Source organism: Streptomyces sp. NPDC017991 (assembly GCF_044328075.1).
Lineage (GTDB): Bacteria > Actinomycetota > Actinomycetes > Streptomycetales > Streptomycetaceae > Streptomyces.
In genome coordinates this window covers 252,845-268,191 of the sequence record NZ_JBIRGP010000009.1, presented here as the reverse complement: position 1 = coordinate 268,191, position 15,347 = coordinate 252,845, and the positions used below count along the sequence as shown (strand labels likewise).

The following is a 15,347-nucleotide window of genomic DNA, read 5'->3' as shown; positions in this document are numbered from 1 at the left end:
CGGCAAATCTGATGACCCGTCAGAAGGCAGGCTAGCCCCGCACCCCTGGACCGACAAGGCGCAGACGCCTACGCTCTCCACTCGACCTGACTACCCGTCAGTTACCTTCGCCCCGGCGGTGAGGAGCACGGGCATGCCCACGGACACCGCGCACGCACTCGACACCTCCCGCACCTTCTGGGAACTGGTCGAACGCCGCGCCGCACTCACCCCCGACCGCCCAGTCCTCCTCCAGGACGACCGCGCCCTGACCTTCGAGGAACTGCGCGCCGGCGCCGAGCGGACGGCGGCGGGCCTGCACGACATGGGCGTACGCCCCAGATCAGTGGTCGCCTGGCAGTTGCCCACCCGCATCGAAACCGTCGTCCTCGCCATGGCCCTGACGCGGCTCGGCGCGATCCAGTCCCCGATCATCCCCTTCTACCGCGACCGAGAGGTGTCCTTCGCGCTCCACGCCTCACAGGCGGAGTTCTTCGCCGTCCCGGGCACCTGGCGCGACTTCGACCACACCGCCATGGCCGAACGCATCGCCGCCCGCGGCACCTTCGAGGCGTACGAGGCACTCCCCACCGGCGACCCCGCGTCGCTCCCCGCCCCACCCACCACCGGGACGGACGTGCGCTGGATCTACTGGACGTCCGGCACGACCTCGGACCCCAAGGGCGTACTGCACACGGACCGTTCACTGATGGCCGGCGGCAGCTGCCTCGCCCACGCCCTGCACCTGTCCGAAGCCGATACGGGCTCGATCGCCTTCCCCTTCGCCCACATAGGCGGCCCCGACTACCTGGTCATGCTGCTGCTGTACGGCTTCCCGGCGGTCCTCTTCGAGAAGTTCGCGCTGCCGGACGCACTGGAGGGCTACCGCAAGCACGGGGTGACGGTGGCGGGCGGTTCGACGGCGTTCTACTCCATGTTCCTGGCGGAACAACGCAAGCAGCCGGACACCCGACTCGTCCCCACCCTGCGCCTCCTGGCCGGCGGCGGCGCGCCCAAGCCCCCCGAGATCCACCACGCGGTCGTACGCGAGATGGGGGTCCAGCTCACCCACGGGTACGGCATGACAGAGGTCCCGATGATCACCATGGGCTCCCCGGACGACACCGAGGAGAACCTGGCGACGACGGAGGGCAGACCCCCGCCAGGCATGGAGATCCGCATCACGGACAACGAGGTACGCCTGCGCGGCGAAGCCGTGTGCGCGGGCTACCTGGACCCGTCCCAGACAGCCGAGGCCTTCGACGAGGACGGCTTCCTGATCACGGGGGACCTCGGCCACCTCACCCCCACCGGCCACCTGGTCCTGACGGGCCGCCTCAAGGACGTGATCATCCGCAAGGGCGAGAACATCAGCGCCAAAGAGCTGGAGGACCTGCTGCACACCCATCCGGCCGTGGCCGATGTCGCCGTGATAGGCCTCCCCGACGCGAAGCGAGGAGAAAGGGTCTGCGCGGTGATCGAGCAGGTCGCCGGAACCACACCCCTCACCCTCCCCGGCGTGGCGGCGCATCTGCGCGCGGAAGGACTGTCCCCCCACAAGCTGCCGGAGCAACTGGAGGTGGTGGACGCCCTTCCGCGCAACGAGACACTGCGCAAGGTGCTGAAGTACCGGCTCAGGGAGCGTTACTCGGGCACCGTGAAGTAGCGGGCGAAGGCACTCACGATGTCGGGCTCGGTGACCACTCCGTCGGCGTCCGAGTCGAGAGCGCCGGCCGCGGTGGCAGCCGTCTCCCCGGGCACACCGAGCGCCTTGAGGATCCGCGCGGTCTCGTCGACGGTCACGGAGCCGTCCCCGTCGCCGTCCGCGACGGCGAGCGCCGCGTCCAGGAAGGGGCGGGCGATCTCGGCGAAGCGGTCGGGGTTGTCCCGCAGCCGCTTCACGGCCCCGTTCACGAACTCCTCGCGGGTGATCCGCTGATCGCCGTCCCGGTCCGCTATGCCCGCCATGCCCTGCCAGAAGGCCTCCGCGCCGATGTACAGGGCCTGGCCCTTGTCGCAGCGGGCCGTCGTGCCGAACTCGGCGAGCAGCGCCTTCGTCGCCGTGTTGAAGTCCTCGCGGTCGATATAGCCGTTGCCGTCCTGGTCGAAGCCGGCGAACCGGGCGGCGATCTTCCGCTCGTACTCGGTACTGACCATGTCTTTCGGGCCGCCTTACCTCACGTGGGTGCGTCTGGCAGGAGCGTACGACGACCAGCGCCCTCGGGGAGCCGGAAAACGGCGCTTGCGCCAAGACCGGGGAAAATCCGCGACAACGCCGTCACGAACACACCCAACGATCTTCCCCCTGCGTGACGGGAATCACGCCGAAAGTGAACTCGCCTCGTCGTCCACGGCGGCGTCGACATCGGCGTAGGCGTCGAAGAGCCGACGCACACCGAGCGCGTCCAGCACCCGGTTGACGTGGGACCCGTCCTCCGCTCCCTGCGCGGGCAGAATCACGCGCAGACGCCCCTGACACGACCGGATCAGCCGCCGCGAGGCGATCAGCACACTCACGCCACTGGAGTCGCAGAAGAGCACCCCGGACAGATCCAGCACGACATCGCGCCGCCCGTCGGCCACGGCCTCGTGCACCCGCTGCCGCAGCACGGGCGAGGTCACCAGATCCATTTCACCCGAGACCCGCACGACGGTCCAGCCGCGCTGCTCGCCTTCGGTCACCCTGAGCGTCACGCGTCTGTCCCTCGCTCGACGATGTCGGACCCGCATACGGCCGGACCCGGAAACGGAAGCCACAACTACGCTTCACTGCTGCGTGGCTGCCCCACCCCCGGCGCCGCGAAACACGGAATATCGAATCGAAACGCACCCCACACGACCGGTTCCGATCGAGCCCACTCCGACCCGACCACCCCCGATCGGGACAATTCACCTGCCCTCCAACCCAAAGTAATAAGAGGCACACACGCCGCAACCACCGCCCTACCACCCCACCCCCTCCCCGGGGCGCGCATTGCCACAAAGGGGCGTGCGTCACCACAGGTGCCGACTACATTCGTGAGGAGACCGGAGAGGAGAATCCGGTGGACACGGGCACAGGCGCACGGCACGAAACAGGGGCGAGGGGGCCGCATGGCCAGGAGGGACACGCCACCCCGCTGGGACCGCAAGATGCAACAGCGGCTCGCACGGGGGGAGGCTGCCGCGCTCGGCGAGCTCTATGACCGATTCGCTTCACTCGTGCACGGTCTCGCCCATCGCGTACTCGGAGACGAGCACGCGGCCGACGGCATCACCCGCGAGGTCTTCGCCCACGTCTGGGAGAACCCCGAGTCGTACGACCCCAAGCAGGGCCCCCTGCGCTCCTGGGTCGCCACCCTGACGCACCGCCTCGCCGTGCAGCGCCTGCGCACCACGGAGACCGCCGCGCTCGCCCACGACGGCACGGACGACACCGACGAGCTGGAGCGCAAGGTCCGCCGCGCCTCGGTGGCGGCCCGCGCCGACTACATCGTCACGTCCATGCCGACCCCGCTGCGCACCGCCCTGGAACTCGCCTACTTCCAGCGCCGCGACTACCGCCAGACCGCGGCGGACCTGGGCGTCACCGCGGACGAGGCCCGCCGCCGCCTGCGCCTGGGCCTCCAACTCCTCTCCACGGCCCACGACGCGCCCGGAACACCCCCTGATCGAGGGGGCACAAGGTGAACAGCGCAAACCCTTTCGGCGAGTACAACGACGACCAGAACCCCCGAACGCCCCCGCGCATACCGATCCCCCGCACCTCCATGGAGGACACGGGCCTCCCCCTCCCCGCCCCTGCCCTCATCCTCGAACACCGGGTGTTGAAGGCGCTGCTCGGCGCATGGGCGCTGGCGGCCTGCTCGCCCGAGGAGACGGCGGCGGTGGAGGACCATCTCGGCGGCTGCGGCGCCTGCGCGGACGAGGCACTGCGACTGCGTGAAGCAGTGGGTCTCCTGCACCCGCCGGAGACCCTCGACCTGGACCCGGCCCTGCGCACCCGAGTCCTGCAGGCCTGCCTGAGCCGCCGCCCGCCCCGGATCCCGGTCCCCTCCTGGGCCACCCCGTACGACGCGGAGACCGCCCGCCTGGACGCCCTGCTCCAGGACATCGGCGACGCCGAATGGCACGCCCCGGTGCGACTGCGCTGGTTCGACGGCAAGGAACCCACCAGCCGGCGCACCACCGTCGCCGGAGTGATCGCCCACCTGCTGACCGTGGACGGCCTCGTCGCCGTCACACTCGGCCTGGACGACCCCCTGGAATCCCCGGCCGGCACCCCCACACCCGCGGCCCGCACCGAGGCCTTCTGGGGCGCCACCCACGTCCCGCCCACCCGTTCCGTACGCGGTCCCTGGCGCGAGCAGTCCCACAACCTCGTCCGCACGGTGGCCTTCGCGGGCGGAGGCTCCGGCCGCCTCCCCGTCCCGTACGGCGACTTCGAACTCCCGCTCCGGGACTCCATGCTGGACCGGGCCTTCGAGACCTGGGTCCACGCGGGAGACATCGCCGACGCGGTCGACTACCCCTACGAGCCGCCCTCGCCCCGCCATCTGCACGCGATGATCGACCTGGGCGCACGCATGCTCCCCTCGGCCCTGGCGGCCCGACGCCAGGCAGGCCTAGCGGCCCCCCGCGAGACCCCCCACCTGGTCCCGGCCGGCGCCCCCGGCCGCAGCCTCCGCCTGGAGATCGAGGGCCTGGGCGGCGGCGAGTGGCTCATCCCGCTCGACTCTCCCGGCGCCCAGGCCTCCCCCGACCGTGAGGTGGCCCACGTGGCCCTGGACGGCGTGGAGTTCTGCCAACTGGCAGCGGGCCACGTCTCCCCCGAAGAAGCAGCGGCGGGCCAATCGGGCGACCGAGAGGCGATCAGAGACGTCCTGTTCGCAGCGGCGTCACTGAGCCGCATGTAGCGACACGCGCACCCGCAAGAGGCCGGAGGGGGCCGGGGCGACGTGTCCGCCCGCAGCGGCCGGCGCGTCCGCCCGGGGCCCCTCAAAATCCAACTCAATCGCGCCGGACCGAGGACGGACACGTCGCCCCGGCGCCCGCCACCCCCACCGCGGGCGTCGCGCCACAAGCCGTCAGTCAAAGACGACGGTCCGACGCCCGTTCAACAGAATCCGCCGCTCCGCATGCCACTTCACGGCCCGGGCCAGCGCCTGGCACTCCACATCCCGCCCCACAGCCACCAGCTGCTCCGGCGTGACCTGGTGCCCCACCCGCTCGACCTCCTGCTCGATGATCGGCCCCTCGTCGAGGTCGGCCGTCACATAGTGCGCGGTGGCACCGATCAGCTTCACTCCCCGCACATGCGCCTGGTGATAGGGCTTGGCACCCTTGAAGCTAGGCAGGAACGAATGGTGAATATTAATAATCTTCCCACTCAACTGCTTGCACAGATCATCCGAGAGCACCTGCATGTACCGAGCCAGCACGACCAGCTCGACACCCTGCTCCCGCACCAACTCCAGCACCTGCGCCTCGGCCTGCGGCTTGTTTTCCTTGGTGACCGGAATATGCCGAAACGGCACATGGTACGAATCCACGAGTTCGGCGAAGTCCGTGTGATTGGACACCACAGCCGCGATCTCGACGGGGAGCGCCCCGATGCGCGCCCGGAACAGCAGATCGTTCAGGCAGTGCCCGAACCTGCTGACCATCAGCACGACCCGCATCTTCTCGTCGGCCCGGTGGATCTGCCAGTCCATCTGGAAGGAGTCACCGATCGCCGCGAAGCTGGCGCGCAGCTTGTCCACGGTCACCGGCGGCTCCGCCGAGAAGTGGACGCGCATGAAGAACAGCCCCGTGTCGTGGTCACCGAACTGCTGGCTGTCCTCGATGTTGCAGCCGGTCATGAAGAGGTAGCTCGACACGGCGTGCACGATGCCCTGCTTGTCGGGGCAGGAGAGCGTCAGGACGTACTGGTCGTTCATGCACGCCAGGGTCCCATAAACGCCCCGCCCCCAGGCACCCGCCCACCTCTCCGGGCCCGGTGGGAGCGGGCCACGCAGTTCCCCGCGCCCCCACCGGAGCCGCACGCACGACGAAACCTCAGGCAGACCGAGTCATGATCTGCAACACCTCAAGCGTGCGAGGCGGAACGTCCGGATCCTCCCCGTCACTCACAGCCATCCGCACATGCGCGTCCCGCGCAGCCCGGACCGCGTCGGCCCACCCCGCGTGTTCCAGATAGACGGAGACAGCCGCATCAGGCCCCACCTGATGCATGATCCGCAGCACCCGCAACACCGCGGAGTCGACGAGCGCCGCCTCCTGCGAGTCCCGGAATATCGTGCCGACGTATTTCTCGGCGGACCAGTTGTCCAGCCAGGTGTCCTCGACAAGGCGATAGACGGCGTCGGTCACATCCCCGTACCCGTCCACCCCCGCGAGCCATATCCCCCGCTGGAACTCGGTGTCGGAAAGCATGTGCAGCGCGGAGCGCACATTGCTGCGCCAGCGCCACCACGGCATATCGTTCAGTGGCATGCCGCCCATGGTGGATGAGCGACGCCCGCGACGGGAAGAGTTCTCCGAACCTTGCACGGTCACCGATCGTACGTTCCCGCCGGACCGGCCCGCCCCGCACCCCGGTGTTCACCCGGCCGTCACCATGCGTTGACCAAGGGTCACACCGGCCGTAGCGGTGTGACGGAATCGTGCGTACCCATGACCGGCCGGCGACGCACCCGCAGCTTCCTCAGCGCCCTGCACCTCCCCTCCCGCCCGCGCCTCCCAGTCGCCAGGGCGAGAGCGCTGTCGGCGGGCGCGTTGGCGGTGTGTCTGTCGACGGCCGTCGGGTGTGGTGTCGTCCCCGGTGTCACAGGGGGTTCCGGGGACGACACGATCACCGTCATGACGTGGGCCCCGGAAAAAACGAAGACGACCAACAAGCCGGGAATGCCCGCCCTGGCCAAGGCGTACGCACGCTGGGTCAACTCCCAAGGCGGCATCAACGGCCGCAAGCTCAAGGTCCTCACCTGCAACGACCACAACGACACGGTGGCCGCCGCGAGCTGCGCCCGCCGCGCCGCCGCGGAGAACGTCGTCGCGGTCGTCGGTTCGTACAGCCAGCACGCCCGCTCCTTCCTCGCTCCGCTGGAAACGGTCGGCATCCCGTACCTCGGCGGCTACGGCGTCACCGACGACGAGTTCACGAGCCCGCTCTCGTACCCGGTGAACGGCGGCCAGCCGTCCCTGTTGGTCGGCCTCGGCCAGCAGCTGGCCAGGTCCTGCGGCCCGGTCACACTCATCCGTCCCGACACGATCGCGGGCGACGAACTGCCCGTGCTCCTGGACTCCGGACTGACCGCGGGCGGCCACCGGGCCTCCGTCGACCAGCGGGCCGCCGAGGACGCCACGGAGTTCTCGGGGCACGCCCAGCGGGCCCTGCAACGGGTCACGAACGACTCGCGGGAGGAGGGCTGCGTGGTGCCCGCGCTCGGCGATCGCACCGACACCTTCATGGACTCGTTCCGGCGGACCCGCGAGGACTACCCGACGGTACGGACGGCCTCCGTGCTGGGCAGCATCGACCAGTCGATGATCGACGCGACGGGCAGCATGTACGAGGGCTCGTACGTCACCGGCTGGTACCCGGCGTCCAGCGACGCGCGGTGGGGTCCGATGCGCGAGGTCATCCGGAAGGAGGCGTTCGGCGACAACCGGATCGACGCCGCCGATCCCGGCGTGCAGACGACCTGGATCGCGTACACCGTCCTGAAGAAGGCCATCGAGTCGCTGGGCGACGGCGACGTGACCGCGCGGTCGGTGCGGCGCACGCTCGACGACGGGCTGAAGGTCGACACGGGCGGGCTCACACCGACCCTGAACTGGAGCTTCCAGGACCTGATCGCGACGAGCGGCTTCGCGCGCCTGGTCAACGCGGACGTGACCTTCCAGGTGGTGCGCAAGGGCAAGCTGGTCACGGAACGCAAGGGCTTCGTGGACGTCTCGAAGACCCTGGAGACGACCCAGACGTCCTGACCGGACCGGCCCGCAGCTCAGGACGCTCCGGCCGGCTGGTCGTGCGGATCAAAGCTGCCCGGGCTGCCGCTCCGTAAGTCCGTAGGTCTGCGCGATGGAGTTCCAGAGCTTCGCGGCCTTGGCCTTCTGCGTGGTCGCGGTACCGCTCTCCCGGTTGCCCGCGGCGGTCTGCCCCGTGGACCGGGCCTGCCCCTTGTTGCAGCCCTTCTTGCCCGCGGCCTGGTCCGCCCACGCGGCGTAGTGGGTGTCCGCGGCGGCGGAGGCCTTCCAGGCGCTCTTGAGCGCGGCGGTCAGCTGCGCGTGGTTCTCCAGCTTGTCGACGGAGAGGCCCGCGAGACGCGTGACGAGCCCGTCGCGCTGCTCGGCGGCGTTGCGCAGATCGGAGGCCGCCTGGCCGAGGTTCGTGCACTTGCGTACGTTGTCGACGGCCTTGACGACCGAGTCACGGCTGTTGCCGCTGTCCGCCAGGAGTTTGTCCAGGGCCACGGCCTGCTCCTCCTGCGGCCCCGCCGAGGACGAGCCCGAGTCGTCGGTGGCCGGCGCGGTCGCCGCGACCGTCGTGTTCTCGTCGCCCTTGTCCTCCTCGCCCCCGCCACCGCTGAGCAGGGCGCCCGCGCCGATGCCGAGCACGGCGATGCCCACGCCGACGGCGGCGATGAGCGGAACGCGGGAACGGGAACGGCCGCCGCGGCCGTGGTCGCCGTCCGCCGCGGCCCGGCGTGCGCCACGCCCGCCGGGGCCCTCGGGGCCCGCAGGCGCACCGGCGCCGCCGGAGGCGCCGAAGCCACCGGGCGTACCGAAACCGGCCGGAGCACCGAACTCGGGCGAGGCACCGCCCGGTTGCCTTCCCCGTCGCGCCCGCGGCTGGTCCACGGGGGGCAGCTGCTGGGTGGCGCCTCCGCCGTCGGCCCGAAAGAGATTGTCGAACTCGGCCGGCGGTTGCTGCCGGTCCTCCGGCCCCTGCCCCGATCCCGGCGCACCCGGCCGCCCCCCGAATCCGGCCGTACCGGACTGCGGGGGCACCGGCGCGATGAACTGCGTGGGCTGGGCGTCGGGATTTACGGCGGCGGGCAAAGGCCCGGGACCGTCCGACGGGACCCGCCCGAGGTACCGCGTGGAGTCACCGGAAGCCGTACCCGTACCCGCACCCGCACCCGTGGCCCCCGCGGCGGGCATCTCCGGAGGCAACGCCCCGGGCCCCACCGGCGGAAGGAACTGCGTGGCGCCCTCGTCCATGGGCGCGGCGCCGGTGACGGGGGGCAGGAACTGGGTCGCGCCCTCGTCCATGGGGGCGGCGGGCGGCAACGCACCGGCACCGGCACCCGCTCCCGCTCCGGAGACGTCCGGGTAGCCGTAGCCGCCCTGTCCGTGCGCCGCGGCGGGGTTCTGCGTCCGCGAGACGCCGTACCCGTTACCGGTCCGGCCGTCGTACTGCTGCGAAGGCTGCTGTTGTTGCTGCGACTGCTGCTGCTGCTGCGACTGGGGCTGGGGTATCGCGCCGCCGGGCGCCTGCGGGGCGGCTCCCCACTGACCGCCGCCCGAATCCTGCGCCCCGTAAGGACCGGCGGGGGGCTCGGTGTACTGCGAGACCTGCCCGCCACCGGCGGACGCACCCCAGCCCGAGCTCGGCGCACCCTGGCCGCCGGCACCCTGCTGGCCGGCACTCCAGCTGGATATCTGCGTGTCCGGAGCCTGAGCGGCACCGTCGGTGCCACCGGTACCACCCGCGCCGCCCGCACTGCCCCACTCGTCGGCCTGCGGAGCGGACCGCGGACCCCACGGCTGGTCCCAGGCCTGACCGCCCGCCGGGACCGCGCGGTCGCCGGTCTGGCCCGGCAGGAGGGGCTCGCCGCCGTCGGACGGCAGCACGATGCCTTCGCGCGCGGGTCGCGCCGAGGGCTCGTCGCCCTGTCCGTTGTGCGTCACCGGGACTCCTACGAATGGGGGACCTTCGGAATCGTCGGTTCACGCTACCGGGTCCCCAGGAGCCGGTGCCACGCAGCACGGGACGGGACACCAGCCACCGGGGACAGTGAGTGACAAACCGCCCCCGGAAAGCTGTTCGAGCCCCCTTTTCGCGCCTACTTTCCTCACGCGTGCTTCTTTTCTCACACGTGCACGCCCGTACGGACCGAGGGGCCGGGGTCGGGCTCAACTCCCCCTCGCCGGCGCGCTTAGCCCCTGTCGACCTAGGCCGCCGCCTGAAGCTCCATCCGCGCCCCGAACTCCCGCACCACGGGCTCGTCCCGGTACGGCTCCAGGCGCTGCTGGAAGTCGTCCAGGTACTCGGCTCCGCGGTTGGAGCGCAGCGTGCCCAGCAGTTCGACCGCTCGCAGACCCGTGTGGCAGGCCTCCTCCACCTCGCGCTTCTGCACCTGCGCGCTGGCCAGGAGCACGTACCCGATCGCGCGGCGCCGGGCCCGCGACTCGGGGTGCCCGTCGAGGGACTCCTGCGCGCGCCGCGCGGCTGCCTCGGCCTGCCCCAGGTCACGGTGACAATGCGCCAATTCGTCGGCGAGATAGGCCTCGTCGAAGTGCGCGATCCAGCGCGGGTCGTCCCCGGCCTCCGGATCGGCCTGCTCCAGCGCCGCCACGGCCCGGCCGGACGCCGACTGTGCCGAGCGCGCGTCGCCCAGCAGGGCATGGCCCCGCGCCTCCGCGGCGTGGAACATCGACTCCGCGCGCGGTGTGACCCGCCCGCGCGCCCCCTCCTGCGCCGCCCGCGCCAACTGGGCGATCTCCCGGGGGTTTCCGAGCTGTGCGGCCAGGTGGCTCATGGACGCGGCGAGCACGTACCCGCCGTATCCGCGGTCGCCCGCCGCCTGTGCGAGCCGCAGCGCCTGGATGTAGTAGCGCTGCGCGAGGCCCGGTTGCCCGGTGTCGATCGCCATGTAGCCGGCCAGCTCCGTCAACCGGGCGACCGCCGCGAAGAGTTCGCGCCCGACCGCTTCCCGGTACGAGCCCGCCAGCAGCCCGGAGACGACGCTGTTCAGGTAGTGCACGACGACCGGGCGCACATGCCCGCTGCCGTACTGGTGGTCGAGGTCGACGAGCGCCTGGGTCATCGCGGTCACCGCCGCCACGTCGGACTGCCCGACCCGTGGCCCGGCCGAGCGCGAGACCTGCGCGTCCGGCGACGAGATCAGCCAGTCCCGGCTCGGCTCGACGAGCGCGGAGGCCGCGACGGACGAACCGGACAGGAAGTCCCGGCGCCCCACGTCGCTGCGCCACAGCTCGCAGACCTGCTCGATCGCGCCGAGGACCGTCGGCGAGAACTGCAGACCCACGCCGGAGGCGAGGTTCTTGCCGTTCGCCATGCCGATCTCGTCGATCGTGACGGTCCGGCCCAGCTTGCGGCCCAGCGCCTCGGCGATGATCGCGGGTGCCCGGCCGCGCGGCTGCTGTCCGCGCAGCCAGCGGGCCACGGACGTCTTGTCGTAGCGCAGGTCGAGACCGTGTTCCGCGCCGCACATGTTGACGCGGCGGGCCAGACCGGCGTTGGAACAGCCGGCTTCCTGAATGAGCGCCTGCAGTCGTTCGTTCGGCTGCCGCGCGACGAGAGGCCTTGCGGCCATTGGCGTACCCCCTGTGGCTGCGGTGCCTGCCCACGCGCACCGAGTTGATGAGCCCTCAGTGACCGGGCCCTCCCGCCCCTGATGAGAGAAACGAAAAGTCCGGCCTCGAAGATCAATGCCCCGCGGACATACCGAAGATGCGAGACATGCGAGGATTGCCGGGTAAAGGCTGCTGCCCGCCCCACACAGGGCTACCCACCGCCCGCTGCCGCCTCCCATGCGCGCCCCCACAGATGCATCCATGCGCCCCACGCGTGGGATCGGTGCTCCTCCCCCGCGCGCGCAAGGCCCGTAACCCCTGATGGGTGCGGGAGTTGAGTTGAGCGTGGAAGAGACGATCGCAGGCACCGAGACCGCCCAGATCCCGAAGCAGCGTGGCGAGTCGCTGCAGGACACAGCCGTGCGCTATGCCGAGGAGCGCCATTGGGACGTGTTCCCCGGCACCTGGCTGGAGGCCGTCGAGGGCGTGCAGTGCTGCTCCTGCGGCGACCCGTCGTGCGCGCTACCCGGCGCGCACCCGGCGCGTGACGACTGGGCGACGCTGGCCACGGGCAGTGCGACCGTCGCGCGCCGGCTGTGGGCGAAGCAGCCTGTGGCGTCGATCCTGCTGCCGACGGGGCGTACGTTCGACGCGATCGACGTGCCCGAGACCGCGGGGTTTCTCGCGCTCGCGCGCATGCGGCGGATGGAGCTGACGCTCGGTCCTGTGACGTGTACGCCGGACCGGCGCATGCAGTTCTTCGTGCTTCCCGGGGCCGCGGCGAAGGTGCCCGACCTCGTCCGGAAGCTGGGGTGGCCGCTCGCGTCCCTCGATCTGGAGGTGCTCGGGGAGGGCACGTATGTGGCTGCGCCGCCGACGCGGTTCGGGGCGCGGGGGGCTGTGCAGTGGGCCTGCCGGCCTACGCCCGCGAATCGGTGGTTGCCCGATGCGGAGGAACTGATCTCGCCGCTGGCCTACGCGTGCGGGCGCGACGCCCGTCGGTGACCGCGGCGCGCACGGCGGCCCCGCGCCCCTGAAGGGGCCGAAGCCCACGTGCATTCGCATGTGCGGGCCCGGTGGGGGCCGAGCGCGCAGTTCCCCGCGCCCCTAAAAAACGGGGCTACGCCCCGGCCCCCCAAGGGGCGCGGGGAACGGCGCGGCCAACCCCCACCGAACCCGCACGCACTCCTCTAGGGGCGCGAGGAACTGCGCGGCCAACCCCCACCGAACCCGCACGCACTCCTCTAGGGGCGCGAGGAACTGCGCGGCCAACCCCCGCCGGACCCGCACGCACAAACCACGCACAGCACCACCCCCTAGGGGCGCGGGGAACTGCGCGGCCAACCCCCGCCGGGTCCGCGCGTACGAACCACGCACAGCCCCGCCCGGCCAGGGCACCCGTGGCCACGACGAACCCCCGTGTCGACCCGTATCGTGCCTCGCATGACGGTCGCGGTGCGGGTACACGGGCTCTGGAAGCGGTTCGGGGAGCAGATCGCCGTCGCGGGGATCGATCTCGAACTGCCCGCGGGCCAGTTCATCGGCCTCGTCGGGCCCAACGGGGCCGGCAAGACCACCACCCTGTCCATGGTGACCGGCCTGCTGCGCCCGGATCACGGCACCGTCGAGGTCGTAGGGCACGACGTATGGCGCGACCCCACCGAGGTCAAGGCCCGCATCGGCGTGCTCCCGGAGGGACTGCGGCTCTTCGAGCGCCTCTCGGGCCGGGAACTGCTCGCGTACACGGGCCGTCTGCGCGGCCTCCCCGGCACGGAGGTCGACAAGCGGGCCACCCAGCTCCTCGACGTACTCGACCTCGCCGGAGCCCAGCACAAACTGGTCGTCGACTACTCCACCGGCATGCGCAAGAAGATCGGCCTGGCCGCGGCCCTGCTGCACAACCCGGAAGTGCTGTTCCTCGACGAGCCGTTCGAGGGCGTCGACCCGATCTCCGCCCAGACCATCCGCGGAGTCCTGGAGCGCTACACCGCCTCCGGGGCGACCGTCGTCTTCTCCTCCCACGTCATGGAGCTCGTCGAGTCGCTCTGCGACTGGGTCGCCGTGATGGCGGCGGGCCGCATCCGCGCCCATGGCCCGCTCGCCGACGTACGCGGCGCCGCGCCCTCCCTCCAGCAGGCCTTCCTGGAACTCGTCGGCGCCAACGGCCGCACCACCGGTTCCGACCTCGACTGGCTGGGCGGCGGCGCCCGGTGAAGGCCGACTCCGTCACCCCCGTCGTCGTACGGCTGAAACTGGCCCTGCTGCGCAACGGTCTACGGCAGTCGTCCGGGCGCAGAGCCGCGTACGTGGCCTCGCTCGTCGTCGTACTCCTCTTCGCCGCGCTCCAGCTCCTCGGTCTGATCGCGCTGCGCGGCCACCCCCACGCACTGAACGTCACCGTGCTGCTGACAGCCGTCCTGGCACTCGGCTGGGCCGTGATGCCGCTCTTCTTCCCCGGCGGCGACGAAACCCTCGACCCCACCCGCCTGGTGATGCTCCCGCTGCGTCCGCGCCCCCTCGTGCGGGCGCTCCTGGCGGCGTCGCTCGTCGGCACAGGCCCGCTGTTCACGCTCTGCCTGCTCGTCGGCTCGGTCGTCGCGACGGCCCACGGAGCGGCGGCGTACGTCACCGGCGTCGTCGCGATCGTCCTCGCGCTGCTGGTCTGCGTGGCCCTCGCACGGGCCGTCGCGACCGCCAACCTCCGCCTGCTGACCAGCCGCAAGGGCCGTGACCTGGCGCTACTGAGCGGCCTGGTGATCGCGGTGGGCGCCCAGGTCGTCAACTTCGGTGTGCAGAGGCTCGGTTCGTCGGGCCTGTCCACGCTGGACCCGGCGGTGGACGTACTGCGCTGGGTGCCGCCCGCGTCCGCGCTCGGCGCCGTCGACTCCGTCAGCGAGGGCTCGTACGCCGTCGCCCTCGCCCAGCTCGCCGTGAGCGGCCTGGCCCTTGCGGCGCTGCTGAGCTACTGGCAGCGGGCCCTCACCCGGCTGATGACCTCGCCGGACGGCTCGACCCTGCAGGCCGCCGGGCCCGCACGGGACAAGGCGGGGCGTTCCTCCGGGCTCGGCCGGCTGCTGCCCGCGGGGCGCACGGGCACGGTCATGGAACGCAGCCTGCGGTATGTGTGGCGGGATCCGAAGACGAAGGCGGCGTGGGTGACGTCGCTCGTGATCGGCCTGATCGTGCCGGTGTTCAACGCGTTGCAGGGGACCGGCTCGATCTACTTCGCGTGCTTCGCGGCGGGGATGCTCGGCATCCAGATGTACAACCAGTTCGGGCAGGACACGTCCGCGTTCTGGATGGTCGCGATGACGATCTCCTCGACCAGGGACGCGTACGTCGAGTTGCGGGGCCGGGCGCTGGCCCTCCTCCTGATCACCCTCCCGTACACCGCGCTCGTCACCGTCCTGACGACGGCACTGCTGGGCGACTGGGCCGCCCTGCCCGAGGTGCTCGGCCTCTCCTTCGCGCTGCTCGGCGCGATGCTGGCGACCGGCGCCTGGTCCTCGGCGCGTTTCCCGTACTCGATCCCGCAGGAGGGCTACAAGAACGTCGCTCCCGGGCAGGCGGGGCTGGCCTGGATCGCGATCTTCGGCGGCATGGTCGCGGCCGCGCTGCTGTGCGCGCCCGTCATCGCCCTCACCATCTGGCTGAACGTCTCGTCCACCGGCGAGAACTGGACCTGGCTCCTGCTCCCCCTCGGCACGGCGTACGGCACCCTCCTCACCCTGTCGGGCCTCCGCCTCGCCGCCCCCCGAACCGCCCACCACCTCCCAGAAATCCTGACAGCAGTAAGCAAGGGCTGACCCCCACTGCCGTCAGGGGCGCGGGGAACGGCGCAG

13 protein-coding genes are annotated in these 15,347 nt (G+C 71.4%); 7 read left to right on the top strand and 6 right to left on the bottom strand.

Annotated elements, in window-relative coordinates:
- The first annotated feature begins 133 nt into the window (after window positions 1-133).
- On the top strand, window positions 134-1,645 hold the full coding sequence (locus tag ACH4DZ_RS26570; RefSeq protein WP_398289821.1) for a class I adenylate-forming enzyme family protein: 1,512 nt from the start codon (window positions 134-136) through the stop codon (window positions 1,643-1,645).
- Here the strand turns inward: ACH4DZ_RS26570 and ACH4DZ_RS26565 are convergent.
- A complete protein-coding gene (locus tag ACH4DZ_RS26565) occupies window positions 1,624-2,136 on the bottom strand; it encodes an EF-hand domain-containing protein (protein WP_398289820.1) in 513 nt (170 codons plus the stop codon). The genes ACH4DZ_RS26570 and ACH4DZ_RS26565 overlap by 22 nt on opposite strands.
- A gap of 162 nt (window positions 2,137-2,298) precedes the next feature.
- The gene (locus ACH4DZ_RS26560) at window positions 2,299-2,673 is read right to left on the bottom strand and encodes an STAS domain-containing protein (protein ID WP_398289819.1); all 375 of its coding nucleotides are present in this window, start codon (window positions 2,671-2,673) and stop codon (window positions 2,299-2,301) included.
- A 399-nt stretch (window positions 2,674-3,072) separates the two neighbouring features.
- Between ACH4DZ_RS26560 and ACH4DZ_RS26555 the strand changes: the two genes are divergently transcribed.
- Both ACH4DZ_RS26555 and ACH4DZ_RS26550 read left to right on the top strand, forming a co-directional pair.
- Complete coding sequence (locus tag ACH4DZ_RS26555) at window positions 3,073-3,648, top strand: sigma-70 family RNA polymerase sigma factor (RefSeq protein WP_398289818.1); 576 nt, start codon at window positions 3,073-3,075, stop codon at window positions 3,646-3,648.
- On the top strand, window positions 3,645-4,874 hold the full coding sequence (locus ACH4DZ_RS26550) for a zf-HC2 domain-containing protein (protein ID WP_398289817.1): 1,230 nt from the start codon (window positions 3,645-3,647) through the stop codon (window positions 4,872-4,874). The genes ACH4DZ_RS26555 and ACH4DZ_RS26550 overlap by 4 nt, the downstream gene beginning before the upstream one ends.
- Window positions 4,875-5,045: 171 nt before the next feature.
- Here ACH4DZ_RS26550 and purU read toward each other — a convergent pair whose 3' ends face one another.
- Both purU and ACH4DZ_RS26540 read right to left on the bottom strand, forming a co-directional pair.
- Window positions 5,046-5,897 (bottom strand): formyltetrahydrofolate deformylase, encoded by an 852-nt coding sequence (purU, locus tag ACH4DZ_RS26545; protein ID WP_398289816.1) that lies wholly within the window; start codon window positions 5,895-5,897, stop codon window positions 5,046-5,048.
- Window positions 5,898-6,015: 118 nt separating this feature from the next.
- Window positions 6,016-6,516, bottom strand: a complete 501-nt coding sequence (locus tag ACH4DZ_RS26540) for a hypothetical protein (RefSeq protein WP_107015415.1) — start codon at window positions 6,514-6,516, stop codon at window positions 6,016-6,018.
- A gap of 117 nt (window positions 6,517-6,633) precedes the next feature.
- On the opposite strand from ACH4DZ_RS26540, the gene ACH4DZ_RS26535 reads away from it, so the two are divergent.
- The gene (locus tag ACH4DZ_RS26535) at window positions 6,634-7,950 is read left to right on the top strand and encodes an ABC transporter substrate-binding protein (RefSeq protein WP_398289815.1); all 1,317 of its coding nucleotides are present in this window, start codon (window positions 6,634-6,636) and stop codon (window positions 7,948-7,950) included.
- 48 nt (window positions 7,951-7,998) lie between these two features.
- Here the strand turns inward: ACH4DZ_RS26535 and ACH4DZ_RS26530 are convergent, their stop codons facing one another.
- Window positions 7,999-9,876, bottom strand: a complete 1,878-nt coding sequence (locus ACH4DZ_RS26530) for a hypothetical protein (RefSeq protein ID WP_398289814.1) — start codon at window positions 9,874-9,876, stop codon at window positions 7,999-8,001.
- Window positions 9,877-10,139: 263 nt separating this feature from the next.
- Window positions 10,140-11,525, bottom strand: coding sequence for a transcriptional regulator (locus tag ACH4DZ_RS26525; RefSeq protein ID WP_398289813.1), 1,386 nt, complete (start codon window positions 11,523-11,525; stop codon window positions 10,140-10,142).
- A 301-nt stretch (window positions 11,526-11,826) separates the two neighbouring features.
- Between ACH4DZ_RS26525 and ACH4DZ_RS26520 the strand changes: the two genes are divergently transcribed.
- The 3 genes from ACH4DZ_RS26520 (at window position 11,827) to ACH4DZ_RS26510 (ending at window position 15,311) form a co-directional block, all read left to right on the top strand.
- Window positions 11,827-12,510 (top strand): bifunctional DNA primase/polymerase, encoded by a 684-nt coding sequence (locus ACH4DZ_RS26520; RefSeq protein ID WP_398289812.1) that lies wholly within the window; start codon window positions 11,827-11,829, stop codon window positions 12,508-12,510.
- Between the two features lie 438 nt (window positions 12,511-12,948).
- Complete coding sequence (locus tag ACH4DZ_RS26515; protein ID WP_398289811.1) at window positions 12,949-13,719, top strand: ABC transporter ATP-binding protein; 771 nt, start codon at window positions 12,949-12,951, stop codon at window positions 13,717-13,719.
- A complete protein-coding gene (locus tag ACH4DZ_RS26510) occupies window positions 13,716-15,311 on the top strand; it encodes a transporter (protein ID WP_398289810.1) in 1,596 nt (531 codons plus the stop codon). Before ACH4DZ_RS26515 ends, ACH4DZ_RS26510 begins: the two co-directional genes overlap by 4 nt.
- The last annotated feature ends 36 nt before the right edge of the window (window positions 15,312-15,347 follow it).

Coding starts and splice junctions, on each gene's coding strand:
- ACH4DZ_RS26535 (WP_398289815.1), top strand. CDS start 6,634: ATGACCGGCCGGCGACGCACCCGCAGCTTCCTCAGCGCCCTGCACCTC.
- ACH4DZ_RS26570 (WP_398289821.1), top strand. CDS start 134: ATGCCCACGGACACCGCGCACGCACTCGACACCTCCCGCACCTTCTGG.
- purU (WP_398289816.1), bottom strand. CDS start 5,897: ATGAACGACCAGTACGTCCTGACGCTCTCCTGCCCCGACAAGCAGGGC.
- ACH4DZ_RS26525 (WP_398289813.1), bottom strand. CDS start 11,525: ATGGCCGCAAGGCCTCTCGTCGCGCGGCAGCCGAACGAACGACTGCAG.
- ACH4DZ_RS26520 (WP_398289812.1), top strand. CDS start 11,827: ATGGGTGCGGGAGTTGAGTTGAGCGTGGAAGAGACGATCGCAGGCACC.
- ACH4DZ_RS26515 (WP_398289811.1), top strand. CDS start 12,949: ATGACGGTCGCGGTGCGGGTACACGGGCTCTGGAAGCGGTTCGGGGAG.
- ACH4DZ_RS26555 (WP_398289818.1), top strand. CDS start 3,073: ATGGCCAGGAGGGACACGCCACCCCGCTGGGACCGCAAGATGCAACAG.
- ACH4DZ_RS26565 (WP_398289820.1), bottom strand. CDS start 2,136: ATGGTCAGTACCGAGTACGAGCGGAAGATCGCCGCCCGGTTCGCCGGC.